Source organism: Comamonas humi, assembly GCF_054782535.1.
Map to the genome: position 1 here is coordinate 1 of NZ_BAAGSH010000021.1, position 14,298 is coordinate 14,298.

Genomic DNA, 14,298 nt, shown 5'->3' on the forward strand with positions numbered 1-14,298 from the left:
GAACGTGTTGAACACGTTCCCTTTTACTGCATCAATTGGCTTTCTGGCTTAACTGACTGGCATTGACCCTCGCGGGTGGCTTTTGGGTCGCACGAGGCGCTGAAAGGATCAGCGCTTCTGGCGGTACTTCTGCAGGGCGGCAACCTGGGCGGCCAGCACAGCCAGCTCGGACTGGGCCTTGGCCAGGTCCAGATCGCTCTTGGCCAGCTTGACGGCTTCTTCAGCCTTCTTCTTGGCTTCCTGGGCTTTCTTCTCGTCCAGATCCTTGCCGCGCACGGCGGTGTCGGACAGCACCGTGACACGGTCCGGCTGCACTTCCAAGATCCCCCCGGCCACGAAGATGAATTCCTCGCCGCCATCGGGTTTCTCGATACGCACCGAACCCGGCTTGATGCGGGTGATCAGCGGAATGTGGCGTGGGTAGATGCCCAGCTCGCCCATCTCGCCGGGCAGCGCGACAAAACGCGCCTCGCCGGAAAAGAGGGACTCTTCTGCACTGACCACGTCAACGTGGATGGTGTTCATCTTTGCTCCTAGAAACAGTGGGTCATCGAACAGGCGCCGCCACTACCGAGCGGAAGCGCCTCGTACGCATCAACCCACCTTCTTGGCCTTTTCCATCGCTTCGTCGATGGTGCCGACCATGTAGAAGGCCTGCTCGGGCAGGTGGTCGCACTCGCCGTTCACGATCATCTTGAAACCACGGATGGTTTCGGCCAGCGGCACGTACTTGCCGGGCGCGCCCGTGAACACTTCGGCCACGTGGAACGGCTGCGACAGGAAACGCTGGATCTTGCGAGCGCGAGCCACGGTGAGCTTGTCTTCGGGAGCCAGCTCGTCCATGCCCAGAATCGCGATGATGTCGCGCAGTTCCTTGTAGCGCTGCAGCGTGCCCTGCACGGCGCGGGCCACCTTGTAGTGCTCTTCGCCGACGACCTGCGGGTCGAGCTGGCGGCTGGTGGAGTCCAGCGGGTCCACGGCGGGGTAGATACCCAGGGCGGCGATGTCACGCGACAGCACCACGGTGGAGTCCAAGTGGGCGAAGGTCGTGGCAGGCGACGGATCGGTCAAATCGTCCGCAGGCACGTACACGGCCTGGATCGAGGTGATCGAGCCGACCTTGGTCGAGGTGATACGCTCTTGCAGGCGGCCCATTTCCTCGGCCAGCGTAGGCTGGTAGCCCACGGCGGAAGGCATACGGCCCAGCAGAGCGGACACTTCGGTACCGGCCAGCGTGTAGCGGTAGATGTTGTCCACGAAGAACAGCACGTCACGACCTTCGTCACGGAAGGCTTCAGCCATCGTCAGGCCAGTCAGCGCCACGCGCAGACGGTTGCCCGGCGGCTCGTTCATCTGGCCGTAGACCATGGCCACCTTGGACTCGCCCAGGTTCTCCTGGTTCACCACGCCGGCGTCCGACATTTCATGGTAGAAGTCGTTGCCTTCACGGGTACGCTCGCCCACACCAGCGAACACCGACAGACCGCTGTGGGCCTTGGCGATGTTGTTGATGAGTTCCATCATGTTCACGGTCTTGCCCACGCCGGCGCCACCGAACAGACCCACCTTGCCGCCCTTGGCGAACGGGCACACCAGGTCGATCACCTTGATGCCGGTTTCCAGCAGTTCCTGCGAAGGCGACAGTTCGTCGTATGCAGGAGCCTTGCGGTGGATGGAGGCCGTCAGGGCCTGGTCCACGGGGCCGCGCTCGTCGATGGGGTTGCCCAGCACGTCCATGATGCGGCCCAGAGTGGCCTTGCCCACGGGCACGGTGATGGAGTTGCCGGTGTTGGTCACCATCAGGCCGCGCTTGAGGCCGTCGGAAGAACCCAGCGCAATGGTACGCACCACGCCGTCGCCCAGCTGCTGCTGCACTTCGAGCGTCAGCGCGGAGCCTTCGAGCTTCAGTGCATCGAACACCTTGGGCATCTTGTCGCGTGGGAACTCAACGTCCACCACAGCGCCGATACATTGAACAATCTTGCCTTGTACTTGAGCCATTTCGTCGCTCCAATATTGATTTCAGCGAAGCTGCTTACACAGCGGCGGCGCCAGCCACGATTTCCGACAACTCGGTCGTGATCGCCGCTTGACGCGTCTTGTTGTAGACCAGCTTCAGCTCGTTGATCACGTTGCCGGCGTTGTCCGTCGCAGCCTTCATCGCGACCATGCGCGCGGACTGCTCGGAGGCCATGTTGTCGGCCACTGCGGAGTAGATCACCGACTCCACGTAGCGCACCAGCAGCTCGTCGATCACGCTTTGCGCATCGGGCTCGTAGATGTAGTCCCAGCCGTGAGCCGGCGCGGATCCCTGCATCGCCTCGGTGGACAGGGGCAACAGCTGCTCCACCACCGATTCCTGCTTCATCGTGTTGATGAACTTGGTGTAGCACAGGTAAACCGCCTGGAGCTTGCCTTCCGCATAGGCGTCCAGCAGCACCTTGACCGGTCCGATCAGCGACTCGAGATGAGGCGTGTCGCCCAGCGCGGTGGCGTTGGCCACCACCTTGGCGCCCACGCGCGTCAGGAAGCTCAGGCCCTTGCCGCCAATGGCGACGGCCTCGGCACTGACACCTGCGGACTGCAGATCCTTGAGCTTGTTCGTCACGGCACGCAGCACGTTGGTGTTCATGCCGCCGCACAGGCCCTTGTCGGTGGACACCACGATCATGCCCACCTTCTTGGCGTCATGCGACACCATGAAGGGGTGGACATACTCGGGGTTCGCCTGGCTCAGATGAGCCGCAATTGCGCGAATCTTGTCGCTGTATGGACGGGCCGCCAGCATCCGTTCCTGCGCCTTGCGCATTTTGGATGCGGCAACCATTTCCATGGCCTTGGTGATCTTCTTGGTGTTTTCCACCGATTTGATCTTGCCGCGTATTTCCTTGCCTGCTGCCATGATGACTCCTCGCCTGAATTAAGCGAAGGACTTCTTGAATGCAGTGATGGCTGCAGTCAGTTCAGCTTCGTCCTTGCCTTCCTTGTCGAAGGCACGGTTCTGGTTCAGGCGGTCCAGCAGGGCACCGTGGCTGGTCTTCAGGAACTGGTGCAGGCCCGATTCGAAGGGCAGCACTTGCTTGACTTCGATGTCGTCCATGAAACCCTTGTTCACTGCGAACAGCGAAGCTCCCATCAGCGCGGTGGACAGCGGGCTGTACTGCGCCTGCTTGAGCAGTTCGGTCACGCGGGCACCGCGGTCCAGCTGCTTGCGGGTGGCTTCGTCCAGGTCGGAAGCGAACTGCGCGAACGCAGCCAGTTCACGGTACTGTGCCAGGTCGGTACGGATACCGCCGGACAGGCCCTTCACCAGCTTGGTCTGGGCAGCACCACCGACGCGCGACACCGAGATACCGGCGTTGATAGCGGGGCGGATACCAGCGTTGAACAGGTTGGTTTCCAGGAAGATCTGGCCGTCCGTGATCGAGATCACGTTGGTCGGAACGAAGGCGGACACGTCGCCGGCCTGCGTTTCGATGATCGGCAGCGCCGTCAGCGAACCGGTCTTGCCCTTGACTTCACCCTTGGTGAAGGCTTCCACGTAGTCGGCGTTCACGCGAGCTGCACGCTCGAGCAGACGGCTGTGGAGATAGAACACGTCGCCGGGGAAGGCTTCGCGTCCCGGGGGACGGCGCAGCAGCAGCGAAACCTGGCGGTAGGCCACGGCCTGCTTGGACAGGTCGTCATAAACGATCAGGGCGTCCTCGCCGCGGTCGCGGAAGTATTCGCCCATCGTGCAGCCGGAGTAGGCCGACACGTACTGCATGGCAGCGGATTCGGAAGCGGTGGCAGCCACGACGATGGTGTATTCCATCGCGCCGGCCTGCTCCAGGGAGCGCACCACGTTCTTGACCGACGAAGCCTTCTGGCCGATGGCAACGTAGATACAGGTCACGCCCTGGCCCTTCTGGGCCAGGATGGTGTCGATGGCCACAGCGGTCTTGCCGGTCTGGCGGTCACCGATGATCAGCTCGCGCTGGCCACGGCCCACGGGCACCATGGCGTCGATCGACTTGATACCCGATTGCAGCGGCTGGTCCACGGACTGGCGTGCGATCACGCCAGGAGCGACCTTCTCGATCACGTCCGTCATCTTGGCGTTGATCGGACCCTTGCCGTCGATCGGCTGGCCCAGGGCGTTCACCACGCGGCCCACGAGTTCGGGGCCCACGGGCACTTCCAGAATGCGGCCCGTGCACTTGACGGTGTTGCCTTCGGAGATGTGCTCGTATTCGCCCAGAATCACGGCGCCGACGGAGTCGCGCTCGAGGTTCAGTGCCAGGCCATAAGTCGGCTGGCCATCGGCGGTTGCCGGGAATTCCAGCATTTCGCCCTGCATCACGTCGGACAGGCCGTGCACGCGCACGATACCGTCCGTCACCGACACCACCGTACCTTCGTTACGGACATCAGCGCTGCCTGACAGACCCTCAATGCGGCTCTTGATCAGTTCAGAAATTTCTGCGGGATTGAGTTGCATCACTCTTTCCTTTTCATTGTTTAGCCGAATCCTTCAACTGCTTTAGGCAGTGAGGGTCGCTTTCATTTGTTCCAGACGGGCCTTGACGGACGTGTCCAACACCTCGTCGCCCACCACCACGCGGATACCGCCAATCAGCGAATCGTCCAGTTGGGCTGTCAGGTTGAGCTTGCGGCCGAAGCGCTTTGCCAGCACGGGCTCCAGAGCCTGGAGCGCGGCCTGATCCAGCGGGAATGCGCTGTACACCAGCGCATCCGAGGAGCCATTGCGCTGGTTCACCAGCGTGCGGAACTGCACAGCCACTTCGGGCAGCACTTCCAGACGGCGGTTTTCCACCAGCGTGCGCAGGAAGTTGCGTGCCAGATCGGACAGTGCCGCGCCACGAGCCTGCACCACCCCGGCCACCACGTCGATCACCTGATCGTCCGTGGTCTTGGGGCTGTCGGCCAGCTGGCGCATTTGGGGGTCGGCGGCAACCGCCGCCAATACGTCCACCCACGACACGGCGTCGTCCAGGCTTGCGCCCTTGTCGGCGCAGGCCTTGAACAAGGCTTCGGCGTAAGGGCGGGCAATGGTGGCGATTTCTGCCATATCTTGCTTCCTTACAGCTCGGTCTTCAGGCGGCTGAGCAAATCGCTGTGAACAGCGGGATTCACTTCCTTGCGCAGAATCTGCTCGGCACCCTTCACGGCGAGGGCAGCCACTTGCTCGCGCAGGGCTTCACGCGCCTGGACGGCTTGTTGCTGGGCTTCGGCACGGGCGGCGGCAATGATCTTGTTGCCTTCATCGGTGGCGCGGGCCTTGGCTTCTTCCACGATGGCTTGGGCACGACGGTCGGCATCCGCGATGCGCGACGCTGTTTCATTGCGCGTCTGGGCCAGCTCGGACTCCACACGCTTGTTCACAGCCGTCAACTCCGACTTTGCCTTATCAGCAGCAGCTAGACCATCGGCGATTTTCTTTGCTCGCTCATCCAACGCCTTGGCAATAGGTGGCCACACGAACTTCATCGTGAACCACACCAGAATCAAGAAGACTATGGCCTGAACGAACAGGGTCGCGTTAATACTCACGGCAACACCTTTCTATCTAGGGCGTTGATCGGAGCTTAGGCCAGTGCGAAGGGGTTGGCGAAAGCGAACAGCAGAGCGATAGCCACACCGATCAGGAATGCAGCGTCGATCAGACCGGCCAAGATGAACATCTTGGTTTGCAGTTCGTTGATCAGCTCAGGCTGGCGAGCCGAGGATTCCAGGAACTTGCCGCCCATCAGAGCAATACCGATCGAAGCGCCGATAGCACCCAGACCAACGATCAGACCACAAGCCAGAGCGACGAGACCGAGAATGTTTTCCATGATGACTCCTGAGATAAAAAGAGAGAAAGGTTAAGAGAAAAGGGAAAGGTCAGTGAGCTTCATGCGCCTGGCCGAGGTAGATCAGCGTCAGCATCATGAAAATGAAGGCTTGCAGGGTGATCACCAGAATGTGGAAGATCGCCCAGATCGCACCCGCAATGATGTGCCCCACGGGGAGCAACACACCAGAGAGTGACATAGCTGCTGCCCCACCCATCAGGGCGATCAGCATGAACACCAACTCACCAGCGTACATGTTGCCGAACAGTCGCATGCCATGCGACACGGTCTTGGCAACGTATTCGATGATCTGCATCAGCAGATTCACAACGCCCAGGATCAGGGCGAAGATGGGATTCTTGCTGGTGCCGAAAGGCGCGGTCACCAGTTCGTGCGCCCAGCCGCCAGCGCCCTTGATCTTGACGCTGTAGTAGAAGCACAGCATCAGCACGGCGAAGGCCAGGCCCAGCGTGGTCGACAGGTCGGCCGTGGGCACGACGCGCAGGACGGCGTGGTGGTCGCCCTGGGCGTGCTGCCACAGCCAGGGCAGCAGGTCGACGGGCAGCATGTCCATCGCGTTCATCAGGAAGATCCAGACGAACACGGTCAGGGCCAGCGGAGCGATGAACTTGCGGCTCTGGGCGTTGTGGATGTTGGCCTTGGCCTGGTTGTCCACCATCTCGACCAGGATTTCCACCGCGGCCTGGAAGCGGCCGGGCACGCCGGACGTTGCCTTGCGGGCAGCCAGCCACATCACGAAGATACCCAGCAGACCGATGATCGAGGCGACCACGATCGAGTCCAGATTGACCACGGAGAAGTCAATGATGGTCTTTTGCTTGATGTTCTGGAGATGCTGCAGGTGGTGAACGATGTATTCACTTGCAGTTGGAGCGTTCGCTTCTGCGGCCATCGGACAACTCTTCTCTATTCACAAACAGTTATTTGGATCTGGTCGACATCCATAGTGCCAACCAGTACGTTTTCATCACTACCACCAGCCCTATCACCAGGGCCAGCCAGTTGAGGTCTCGCACCAGCTTGGGCGCCACTGCCAGCAGCACCACCGTCAATGCGAGTTTCGCGATCTCCAGGCCAAAGAACCGGACCATCGCGGCAGAGGCATGCCCAGGGGCCAGACGCATCCGCAGTCCCCTGGCAAACATCGCCGACGGGATCACTACCGCCAAGGCTCCGTAGCCGGCCGACAGCGCAATCGCCTGCTGCTGCCAGACCAGCCCGGCCAACAATGCCAGCGCCAATCCAACCGCCACCTGCCACCACACCACGCGCATCACCGATATTGGGGGATGCCGCTTACGCCACTCTTGCGCTTCTTGCGCGGTGAGGGGCTTGAAATCCGGTTCCTCGACCTCATGTTCATTCTCGGGAGCACGATTCATCTGACCCAGGCTCCTTGGAACGACACAAAGCCTCCCATTATAAGTAAAAACCCGTTGCAATCGGAAGGCGTTTTTGCGCCCGTTCCTTTTTCAACCGACCCTGCGTCGCTGCCGTGACCGCGTATATTGGCTGCATTTCCTGGCGGACGCAGCCCTTCCCGGCCCCTGCACGACGCAGCCGCGATCCTAACAGCTTCCAAAAACCTGCCAGTCCATAACCAACCTGCAGTACAGCAATATGAGCGACACCTCCAGCACCGCATCGGACCCCCGCAAGGACTCCCTCATCGAGTATCCATCGCAGTTTCCCATCAAGGTGATGGGGCTGAACCAGGACGGTTTCGTGCACGCGATCACGCAGCTGGCCAAGGAATATGACCCCGGCTTCGACGCCGCCACCATCGAGCTGCGGCCCAGCAAGGAAGACAAATACCTGGGCATCACCATCACGGTGACGGCCACCAGCCGCGAGCAGCTCGACAACCTGTACCGGGCGCTCACCGCGCACCCGATGGTGAAGATCGTGCTGTAAGGACCGGCCCATGCGCACGCGCTTTCTGGGCCGCGCGGACTATGTCGCCACCATGTCCGCGATGCAAAGTTTCACCGAGTCCCGCGCACCGGATGTAGAGGACGAGCTATGGATTTGCGAGCACGCGCCCACTTTTACCCAGGGGTTGGCGGGCCAGGCCTCGCATCTGTTGCAGGCAGACAACATTCCGGTGGTGCAAACCAACCGCGGCGGGCAAATAACCTACCACGGCCCAGGGCAAGTGGTGGCCTATCCGCTGCTGGACCTGCGCCGCGCCGGCTATTTCGTCAAGGAATATGTCTATCGACTTGAGGAAGCAACGATCCGCACGCTGGCGCACTGGGACGTGGTGGGCCACCGCGTGGCGGGCGCGCCGGGCATCTACGTGCGCCTGGATGACCCCGGCAGCCATGCGCTGCTGCCGCAGCGCCCGCAGTTCCGCCCGGCCGGCAGCGCGCCGCCGGAGCCGAGCTTCGACGGCCTGGGCAAGATCGCGGCGCTGGGCATCAAGGTGAGCCGGCACTGCACCTACCACGGAGTGGCGCTCAACGTGCACATGGACCTCGAACCCTACCGCCGCATCAACCCATGCGGTTATGCCGGGCTGCAGACGGTCGATCTTTCTACAATGGGCGTCCATACCAGCTGGGAAGCCGTGGCCGACGTGTTCGCGGCCGAGTTGGCATCCCGCCTAGCCCCCTGAATACCCGCCGTGAGTCCCCACCATGAGCTCCTCTGAAGTCGTCCGCGAAGCCCAGTCTGCCGCCACCTACAACCCGCTGGCCAAGCAGAAGGCCGCCGCCAAGCTGTCGCGCATCCCCGTGAAGGTGGAGCAGGCCGAGGTGCTGAAGAAGCCCGAGTGGATCCGCGTGAAGGCGGGCTCGCCCACCACGCGCTTCTACGAGATCAAGGACATCCTGCGCGAGAACAAGCTGCACACGGTGTGCGAGGAAGCCTCGTGCCCCAACATCGGCGAGTGCTTCGGCAAGGGCACGGCGACCTTCATGATCATGGGCGACAAGTGCACGCGCCGCTGCCCGTTCTGCGACGTGGGCCACGGCCGGCCCGACCCGCTGGACGTGGACGAGCCGCTGAACCTGGCGCGCACCATCGCCGCGCTGAAGCTGAACTACGTGGTGATCACCAGCGTGGACCGCGACGACCTGCGCGACGGCGGCTCGGGCCATTTCGTCGAGTGCATCAAGAACATCCGCGAGCTGTCGCCGCGCACGCAGATCGAGATCCTGGTGCCCGACTTCCGCGGCCGCGACGACCGCGCGCTCGAGATCCTCAAGGCCGCGCCGCCCGATGTGATGAACCACAACCTCGAGACCGCGCCGCGCCTGTACAAGGAAGCGCGCCCGGGCTCGGACTACCAGTTCTCGCTGAACCTGCTGAAGAAGTTCAAGGCACTGCACCCCACGGTGCCGACCAAGAGCGGCATCATGGTCGGCCTGGGCGAGACCGACGAGGAAATCCTGCAGGTGATGCGCGACATGCGCGCGCACGACATCGACATGCTGACCATCGGCCAGTACCTCGCACCCAGCAACAGCCACCTGCCGGTGCGCCGCTACGTGCACCCCGACACCTTCAAGATGTTCGAGGAAGAGGCCTACAAGATGGGCTTCACCCACGCCGCCGTGGGCGCGATGGTGCGCAGCTCGTACCACGCGGACCAGCAGGCCCATGCCGCCGGCGTGACCGGCCACGAAGCGGCCTGAGTCTTTTCCGCCCCGCTGCCGGCTCAAAAACAGGAGCGGCTAGCGCTTATTGTTGCTGGGTTTCAAATGCTTTTCACATTGAAATCCAGCAGGAGCAAGCGCTAGCCGCTCTTCTTTTTATTAAATCCTCACCCTACACCGAGCGGTCGGCCGTCGCCTCGCGGTCCCCTTCGCGCCAGGACCGGCGCAGCTCGGCCATGTGCCGCAGTGCGGCCTGCGCCATGGTCCACCAGCCGAAGGGCCGCGGATCGGCCAGCATGCTCATGGCGCGCGCGTAGTCCAGCATCAGGCCCGGCGTCCAGGCCATGGTCATCGCGCGCTTGCGGATCTGCGCGGCCACCCACAGCTCGGGCGTGAGCAGCAGGCGCAGCAGCACGAGCCAGCCGAGCCGCTCGCCATGCAGGCGGCGCGCGGCGCCGTCGAGCGCCGCCTCCAGCGCCCGGGCCACCGAGGTCGAGCAGTTGCGGTAGGTCAGGTTGTAGGTCGCGTCGCGCCGATATTCCTGCCAAAAGGCCCGCAGCTGCGCCGGGTCGTAGTTGCGGATGCGCACCTGCGCGGTCGACGGCTGCCAGGCCGCGGCCTCGGTGGCGTAGTCGGGCTGGAACACGCCCGGCACATGGTTGTCGGGCGAGGCGCGCAGCGTGGCGCCGAACTGGTCGGGCGAGCGGTCGATCTCGGTCGCGGGGTAGAGGCTGATGTACACGCCCTCGGGCGACTCCAGCGCCGCGTGGCCGGTGGAGACCACGCCATTGACATCCATCGCGGCGATGTAGCGGTCCACCAGCGGGTAGCTGCGCGTGTCGGCCTTCGCCGAGCCGGAGGGCGTCCACACATGCACCGTCAGCGCGGGTTCACCGGGCGCCGGCGGGCCGTCGAACAGCACGGCACGGGGAATGGCGGCATCGAGCGCAGCGGCTGCCGTGGGCACGCCGTCCAGCACCACCGGATTGACCACCAGCCGGCGCGCGCGCCGCGCCAGCGCCACCAGCTTGAGCCCGGCAAAGCACAGGAACAGGCCCAGCCCGTAGGGCAGCGTGCCCACGTAGTGCGTGGGATAGGGCTGGAAGAAGAAGATGGCGATCAGGATCTCGGCCACGCCGGCCGCGAACACGTATTTCCAGCGCTGGTAGCGCACCACCGAGCTGGCCATGCACTGCAGCAGCCCATCGACCAGGAACAGCGCGCCGAACAGCATGGACAGCAGGAAATGCCCATGGTGGTGCCCGGCCAGCACCAGCGCCCCCACCAGCACCGCGAACAGGCCCTTGCCCAGCCGCAGCAGGCGCTGCCCGCCCACGCCGGAGCGGGCCACCAGCAGCGTCGCCATGCCCTCCAGCACGAACAGCAGGCCGAAGAAATGCAGCGGGAAAAAGAGCGCGCCATCCAGCGCGTCGATGAAGACCGCGGCCCCCGCCACCAGCAGCAGCACACCGGCAACGAACAGGCCGCGCGAGCGCTCGCGCAGGAACTCCACGCCGAGCAACAGCAGGATCAGCTTGGCCATACCGCAGGCAGCCGCGCCCGGTCAGTAGGCATGCTTGCGCATGGCCGCACGGTCCATCGAGCGCTGCACACCCTGCTCCTCGATCGCCTGCTGCTGCAGCATGCATTGGTCGTAGGTGGGCGTGCCGCGGGCAATGCCCAGCCCGTCGCACTGGCGCCGGTAGTTGTCGGCCGCCATCTGGTCCAGCGAGGCGCAGCCGGACAGCGCCGCAGCCGCCAGCAGGCAGCCGCCCAACAGGCGCAGCAAGGGTATGGTTGAGGGCATGCGATCGGTCTCCCGGGATTGATTGAATGAGTGAATGGAATAATAGAAAGAAACGATTGCGACCGCAACCCATCCGCTGCCGCAAACCCACACCCACTCGGAAAGGCCGCCATGCTCCGCCCCTGCTCCATTCCGTTCGCCCTCGCCCTGGCCACCGCCTGCACCCTGGCCCAGGCCGCCGGCGAGCCGCCCGCCATCGCGCAGAGTGCCTGCCTCGACAGCGCCACCACCACTGCCGGAATGCAGGACTGCGTGGCCTCGGAAAACAAGACGCAGGATGCGCGGCTCAACCGCCTCTACCGGGCCGTGATCGCGCAGCAATCATCCGCCAGCCAGAAGGCGCAGCTGCAGGCTGCGCAGCGCCAGTGGCTCAAGTTCCGCGATGCCAATTGCGTGTTCTATGCCGCGTCCACCGGCGGCAGCATGGCCACGCTGGCCGCCGACGAATGCGTGCGCGCCACCACCACGCGCCGGGCCGACGAACTGGAGCAATTGCTGCGGCCGTAGGCCGCGCGGCCCTCAGCCGCAGGAGCCCAGCGCCCCGCAGGCCGTGCAGTAGTCGCAGCCGTCCTTGCGGATCACCGCGTGGGCGCCGCATTCGTGGCATTTCTTGCCCGCCATGGTGTGGATCAGCGGCGCGGAGACCACCGGCGCGGGCTCCGGCTCCAGCAGGCTGGCCTGCATGCCGGGCAGGCTGTGCTGGCGCCGGCGCTCCAGGATCTGCTGCACCGCGTAGGCGATGGCGGCGACCTCGGAGTCGTGCCACATCGGCACGCGCGTGCCATCGGCCTTCTGGTAGGTGCCCAGGCGCACCGGGCCGCGGTCCCAGGCCACCTTGCGCATGTCGGCCAGCGCGCGCTCCAGGAAGCCGCCGCGCGCCGCCAGCGACAGCAGGCGCATGCTCGACGTGATCCACTGCTGCGACTCGCCGCTCTGCCCCACGGGCATGAAGAACTCCACCGCGCGCTCGACTAGGCCCTTGCCGTCGGCGCTTTCCATCGGCAAAAAGGAGATGACGATGTAGAGGCGCTGTGCGCCTTCCTGCGTCCAGTACTCCACCTTGTCGACCACGGCGGCCAGCTCGCCCTCGGGGCGGCGCTCGATCACCACCTTCATCGGGTCGATGGGCGGCACGGCCGCGGCTTCCGGCACCGCAGCGGGCGCCGAGACCGGTGCCGGCGCCGTGGTCTCCAGCACCGCGCCGAGGATGCTGTTGGGGCGGTAGGTGGCCAGTCCCTTCAGGCTGGCGCGCCAGGCCTGCAGGTACAGGCCCTTGAAGTCCTCGTAGGGGTAGTCGGCCGGGATGTTGACGGTCTTGGAGATCGCCGTGTCCACAAAGGGCTGCACCGTCTCCATCATCGCCAGGTGCTCGCCGGCCGTCATCGAGAGCGCCGACACGAAGTACGGCGGCAGCGCGTTCACGTCGCCGCCCAGCTCGCGGTACAGGCGCCAGCTGTGGTCCTCGACCTGGTACTGGCTCTTGCTGCCGTCGGCCTCGCGCTTGTTGCGCGTGTAGGTCCACGAGAACGGCGGCTCGATGCCGTTGCTGGCGTTGTCGGCAAAGGCCAGGCTCACCGTGCCGGTGGGCGCGATCGACAGCAGGTGGCTGTTGCGGATGCCGTGCGCGCGGATGCGGTCCTGGATGTCCTGCGGCAGCCGGCTGGCGAAGGTGCCCGGCGCGAGGTAGCCGTCGGCGTCGAACTTGGGAAAGGCGCCCTTCTCGCGCGCCAGCTCCACCGACGCGCGGTAGGCCGCATCGCGCATGCTCTCGGCAATGCGCCGGGCCATGCCGCGGCCCGCCTGGTCGCTGTAGCGCAGCGTGAGCATGGCCAACGTATTGCCCATGCCGGTGAAGCCCACGCCGATGCGGCGCTTGGCGGCCGACTCGGCCAGCTGCTGCGGCAGCGGCCAGAAGGTGAGGTCGAGCACGTTGTCGAGCGCCCGCACCTGCGTGGCCACCACCTGCGCGAAGGCCTCGAAGTCGAAGTCCGGCAACCCGCCGAAGCCGAAGGGATTGCGCACGAAGCGCGTCAGGATGATAGGGCCGAGGTCGCAGCAGCCGTAGGACGGAAGCGGCTGCTCACCGCAGGGATTCGTCGCCGCGATGCCTTCGCAGTAGCGCAGGTTGTTGTCCTGGTTGATGCGGTCGAGGAACAGGATGCCGGGCTCGGCGAAGTCGTAGGTCGACTGCATGATCGTGTCCCACAGCGTGCGGGCGCGCAGCGTCTGGTAGACCCACTGGCCGTCGGCACGCTGGAAGGCGCCCGCGGCCAGCAGCTTGGCGCCGGGGCGGCCGCCGTGCACGAGCTGCCAGTCGGCATCGGCCTCCACGGCCTGCATGAAGGCGTCGGGCACGCCGACCGAGACGTTGAAGTTGTTCCAGCGGCCCGGCGTGCGCTTGGCGGTGATGAATTCCAGCACGTCCGGGTGGTCGATGCGCAGCACGCCCATCTGCGCGCCGCGGCGGCTGCCGGCGCTCTCCACCGTGGAGCAGCTCTGGTCGAAGACGTTCATGTAGCTGCAGGGGCCGGAGGCCATCGAGGCCGTGCCCTTGACCTCAGCGCCGCGCGGGCGGATGCGCGAGAAGTCGTAGCCCACACCGCCGCCGCGACGCATGGTTTCGGCGGCCTCGCGCAACGCCTCGTAGATGCCGGGGTAGCCCTCGTCGTCCACGCCCTGGATGCAGTCGCCCACCGGCTGCACGAAGCAGTTGATCAGCGTGGCCTGGATGTCGGTGCCCGCCGCGCTCATGATGCGGCCCGCGCCGATCGCGCCGGCCTGCAGGTTGGTGAAGAAGCGCGCCTCCCATTCGGCCTGCAACTCGGGTTTTTCCACCGACGCCAGCGCGCGTGCCACGCGGGTGTACAGCTCCTCGATGCGGGTCTCGCCGCCCTTGAAATATTTCTCCTGCAGCACGTCGAGGCTGATGGCCTGCGGGGCAAGCGAGAGCGCGGGCTGCGCCAGGTGGTCACGCTTCATGCGGGCTCCTTGGGTCGTTGGTCCAAAATCGCATTCTGCGCCATCCGCCTGCCGG

General features: G+C 64.6%; 16 protein-coding genes. 4 read left to right on the forward strand and 12 right to left on the reverse strand.

The window, feature by feature from the left end; all coding sequences use genetic code 11:
- Nucleotides 1-108: 108 nt before the first annotated feature.
- The 9 genes from ACYVKR_RS22400 to ACYVKR_RS22440 all read right to left on the reverse strand — a co-directional run bounded on the left by ACYVKR_RS22400 (nucleotide 109) and on the right by ACYVKR_RS22440 (nucleotide 7,240).
- Entirely contained in the window at nucleotides 109-525 is a 417-nt protein-coding gene (locus tag ACYVKR_RS22400) for a F0F1 ATP synthase subunit epsilon (protein ID WP_460483203.1), read from the reverse strand.
- Nucleotides 526-594: 69 nt separating this feature from the next.
- The gene (gene atpD, locus ACYVKR_RS22405) at nucleotides 595-2,001 is read right to left on the reverse strand and encodes a F0F1 ATP synthase subunit beta (protein WP_460483204.1); all 1,407 of its coding nucleotides are present in this window, start codon (nucleotides 1,999-2,001) and stop codon (nucleotides 595-597) included.
- A 34-nt stretch (nucleotides 2,002-2,035) separates the two neighbouring features.
- Nucleotides 2,036-2,902, reverse strand: coding sequence for a F0F1 ATP synthase subunit gamma (gene atpG / locus ACYVKR_RS22410; RefSeq protein WP_460483205.1), 867 nt, complete (start codon nucleotides 2,900-2,902; stop codon nucleotides 2,036-2,038).
- 18 nt (nucleotides 2,903-2,920) lie between these two features.
- Nucleotides 2,921-4,480, reverse strand: a complete 1,560-nt coding sequence (atpA, locus tag ACYVKR_RS22415) for a F0F1 ATP synthase subunit alpha (protein WP_460483206.1) — start codon at nucleotides 4,478-4,480, stop codon at nucleotides 2,921-2,923.
- A gap of 42 nt (nucleotides 4,481-4,522) precedes the next feature.
- The gene (locus ACYVKR_RS22420) at nucleotides 4,523-5,071 is read right to left on the reverse strand and encodes a FoF1 ATP synthase subunit delta (protein ID WP_460483207.1); all 549 of its coding nucleotides are present in this window, start codon (nucleotides 5,069-5,071) and stop codon (nucleotides 4,523-4,525) included.
- An 11-nt stretch (nucleotides 5,072-5,082) separates the two neighbouring features.
- Nucleotides 5,083-5,553, reverse strand: coding sequence for a F0F1 ATP synthase subunit B (locus ACYVKR_RS22425; protein ID WP_460483208.1), 471 nt, complete (start codon nucleotides 5,551-5,553; stop codon nucleotides 5,083-5,085).
- 35 nt (nucleotides 5,554-5,588) lie between these two features.
- Entirely contained in the window at nucleotides 5,589-5,837 is a 249-nt protein-coding gene (atpE, locus tag ACYVKR_RS22430; protein WP_460483209.1) for a FoF1 ATP synthase subunit c, read from the reverse strand.
- Between the two features lie 49 nt (nucleotides 5,838-5,886).
- Nucleotides 5,887-6,750: a FoF1 ATP synthase subunit A gene (gene atpB, locus ACYVKR_RS22435; protein ID WP_460483210.1), complete on the reverse strand. Its 864-nt coding sequence runs from the start codon at nucleotides 6,748-6,750 to the stop codon at nucleotides 5,887-5,889.
- Between the two features lie 28 nt (nucleotides 6,751-6,778).
- Complete coding sequence (locus tag ACYVKR_RS22440) at nucleotides 6,779-7,240, reverse strand: ATP synthase subunit I (RefSeq protein ID WP_460483211.1); 462 nt, start codon at nucleotides 7,238-7,240, stop codon at nucleotides 6,779-6,781.
- A 238-nt stretch (nucleotides 7,241-7,478) separates the two neighbouring features.
- On the opposite strand from ACYVKR_RS22440, the gene ACYVKR_RS22445 reads away from it, so the two are divergent.
- The 3 genes from ACYVKR_RS22445 to lipA are packed head-to-tail and all read left to right on the forward strand — an operon-like array spanning nucleotide 7,479 to nucleotide 9,496.
- Complete coding sequence (locus ACYVKR_RS22445; protein WP_460483212.1) at nucleotides 7,479-7,772, forward strand: YbeD family protein; 294 nt, start codon at nucleotides 7,479-7,481, stop codon at nucleotides 7,770-7,772.
- 10 nt (nucleotides 7,773-7,782) lie between these two features.
- Nucleotides 7,783-8,475, forward strand: coding sequence for a lipoate--protein ligase family protein (gene lipB / locus ACYVKR_RS22450; RefSeq protein ID WP_460483213.1), 693 nt, complete (start codon nucleotides 7,783-7,785; stop codon nucleotides 8,473-8,475).
- A 22-nt stretch (nucleotides 8,476-8,497) separates the two neighbouring features.
- The gene (gene lipA, locus ACYVKR_RS22455; RefSeq protein ID WP_460483214.1) at nucleotides 8,498-9,496 is read left to right on the forward strand and encodes a lipoyl synthase; all 999 of its coding nucleotides are present in this window, start codon (nucleotides 8,498-8,500) and stop codon (nucleotides 9,494-9,496) included.
- A gap of 133 nt (nucleotides 9,497-9,629) precedes the next feature.
- On the opposite strand, the gene ACYVKR_RS22460 is transcribed toward lipA, so the two are convergent.
- A complete protein-coding gene (locus tag ACYVKR_RS22460) occupies nucleotides 9,630-11,000 on the reverse strand; it encodes an HdeD family acid-resistance protein (RefSeq protein ID WP_460483215.1) in 1,371 nt (456 codons plus the stop codon).
- Nucleotides 11,001-11,021: 21 nt separating this feature from the next.
- Nucleotides 11,022-11,264 (reverse strand): hypothetical protein, encoded by a 243-nt coding sequence (locus ACYVKR_RS22465; RefSeq protein WP_460483216.1) that lies wholly within the window; start codon nucleotides 11,262-11,264, stop codon nucleotides 11,022-11,024.
- A gap of 111 nt (nucleotides 11,265-11,375) precedes the next feature.
- On the opposite strand from ACYVKR_RS22465, the gene ACYVKR_RS22470 reads away from it, so the two are divergent.
- Nucleotides 11,376-11,771, forward strand: coding sequence for a lysozyme inhibitor LprI family protein (locus ACYVKR_RS22470; protein WP_460483217.1), 396 nt, complete (start codon nucleotides 11,376-11,378; stop codon nucleotides 11,769-11,771).
- A 12-nt stretch (nucleotides 11,772-11,783) separates the two neighbouring features.
- Here ACYVKR_RS22470 and ACYVKR_RS22475 read toward each other — a convergent pair whose 3' ends face one another.
- Entirely contained in the window at nucleotides 11,784-14,243 is a 2,460-nt protein-coding gene (locus tag ACYVKR_RS22475) for an adenosylcobalamin-dependent ribonucleoside-diphosphate reductase (RefSeq protein WP_460483218.1), read from the reverse strand.
- Between the last annotated feature and the right edge of the window lie 55 nt (nucleotides 14,244-14,298).

Excerpts from the sequence above, each read along its gene's own strand:
- ACYVKR_RS22400 (WP_460483203.1), bottom strand. The coding sequence starts at position 525 with ATGAACACCATCCACGTTGACGTGGTCAGTGCAGAAGAGTCCCTCTTT.
- atpD (WP_460483204.1), bottom strand. The coding sequence starts at position 2,001 with ATGGCTCAAGTACAAGGCAAGATTGTTCAATGTATCGGCGCTGTGGTG.
- atpG (WP_460483205.1), bottom strand. The coding sequence starts at position 2,902 with ATGGCAGCAGGCAAGGAAATACGCGGCAAGATCAAATCGGTGGAAAAC.
- atpA (WP_460483206.1), bottom strand. The coding sequence starts at position 4,480 with ATGCAACTCAATCCCGCAGAAATTTCTGAACTGATCAAGAGCCGCATT.
- ACYVKR_RS22420 (WP_460483207.1), bottom strand. The coding sequence starts at position 5,071 with ATGGCAGAAATCGCCACCATTGCCCGCCCTTACGCCGAAGCCTTGTTC.
- atpE (WP_460483209.1), bottom strand. The coding sequence starts at position 5,837 with ATGGAAAACATTCTCGGTCTCGTCGCTCTGGCTTGTGGTCTGATCGTT.
- atpB (WP_460483210.1), bottom strand. The coding sequence starts at position 6,750 with ATGGCCGCAGAAGCGAACGCTCCAACTGCAAGTGAATACATCGTTCAC.
- ACYVKR_RS22440 (WP_460483211.1), bottom strand. The coding sequence starts at position 7,240 with ATGAATCGTGCTCCCGAGAATGAACATGAGGTCGAGGAACCGGATTTC.
- ACYVKR_RS22445 (WP_460483212.1), top strand. The coding sequence starts at position 7,479 with ATGAGCGACACCTCCAGCACCGCATCGGACCCCCGCAAGGACTCCCTC.
- lipB (WP_460483213.1), top strand. The coding sequence starts at position 7,783 with ATGCGCACGCGCTTTCTGGGCCGCGCGGACTATGTCGCCACCATGTCC.
- lipA (WP_460483214.1), top strand. The coding sequence starts at position 8,498 with ATGAGCTCCTCTGAAGTCGTCCGCGAAGCCCAGTCTGCCGCCACCTAC.
- ACYVKR_RS22460 (WP_460483215.1), bottom strand. The coding sequence starts at position 11,000 with ATGGCCAAGCTGATCCTGCTGTTGCTCGGCGTGGAGTTCCTGCGCGAG.
- ACYVKR_RS22465 (WP_460483216.1), bottom strand. The coding sequence starts at position 11,264 with ATGCCCTCAACCATACCCTTGCTGCGCCTGTTGGGCGGCTGCCTGCTG.
- ACYVKR_RS22470 (WP_460483217.1), top strand. The coding sequence starts at position 11,376 with ATGCTCCGCCCCTGCTCCATTCCGTTCGCCCTCGCCCTGGCCACCGCC.
- ACYVKR_RS22475 (WP_460483218.1), bottom strand. The coding sequence starts at position 14,243 with ATGAAGCGTGACCACCTGGCGCAGCCCGCGCTCTCGCTTGCCCCGCAG.